At 58.8% G+C, this 905-nt stretch carries 1 protein-coding gene; it reads left to right on the top strand.

Annotated features, from left to right (window positions below):
- On the top strand, positions 1–905 hold a 905-nt coding region (locus tag PsAD13_RS25370; RefSeq protein ID WP_153040970.1), incomplete at both ends, for an ATP-binding cassette domain-containing protein.

Raw genomic sequence — 905 nt, 5'->3', positions numbered from 1 at the left:
CTATCAAAGCCTTCCGCTTCCTGCTCGGTTCTGCCGTTCTGGCCGTGGGTGCATGGCTTGCGATCCTTCAGGAAGTCTCTCCTGGCGTTATGATCGCAGCGTCCATCATCACCTCCCGTGCTTTGTCTCCTGTAGAGCAGGCTGTCGGCCAGTGGCGCGTGTTCATCGCAGCCCGTCAGGCCCGCACCCGTTTGGAAAAATCACTGGAAGGTCTGGATGAGACCCCGCCAGAAACCGAACTGCCACTGCCAAGCAAGGCCCTCAATGTACAGCAGATCGCAACAGCGCCTCCGGGCGCTCGTGCAGTCACATTGGCTGGTGTCAACTTTGAGCTTAAAGCAGGCGATGGCATGGGCATTATCGGCCCGTCCGGATCCGGTAAAACCAGTCTGGTCCGTGCGCTTGTCGGCGTTTGGCCAATCTTGCGCGGTGCCGTTCGTCTGGATGGTGCTGAGCTGGGCCAGTGGTCAGAAGATCGTCTGGGCACAGCAGTTGGCTACCTGCCGCAGGATGTGGAACTGTTTGACGGCACTATTGCCGAAAACATCTCCCGCTTTGCGCCAGAACGCGATGACGAGAAGATTTTGGAAGCCGCCCAGCTTGCCAACGTGCATGAGCTGGTCACCAGTCTGGCTGACGGTTATGACACACAGGTTGGCGAAGGCGGGGCACTGCTTTCTGCCGGACAGCGCCAGCGTGTGGGTCTGGCCCGTGCGCTTTATGACAGCCCGTTCCTGATCGTGCTCGATGAGCCCAACTCCAATCTGGATTCAGAAGGCGAAGCTGCGTTAACCCGCGCTATCAAGCTGATGCGCGAGACCGGCAGCATTGTCATTGTCGTTGCCCACCGTCCAAGCGCGATCTCAGCTGTTGATCTGCTGCTTGTTGTGAAGGATGGCCAGCAG

The organism is Pseudovibrio sp. Ad13 (assembly GCF_001623225.1).
Taxonomy (GTDB): Bacteria; Pseudomonadota; Alphaproteobacteria; order Rhizobiales; family Stappiaceae; genus Pseudovibrio.
Note: the sequence above shows the minus strand (reverse complement) of the source record. Positions and strands in the feature narration are given on the sequence as shown.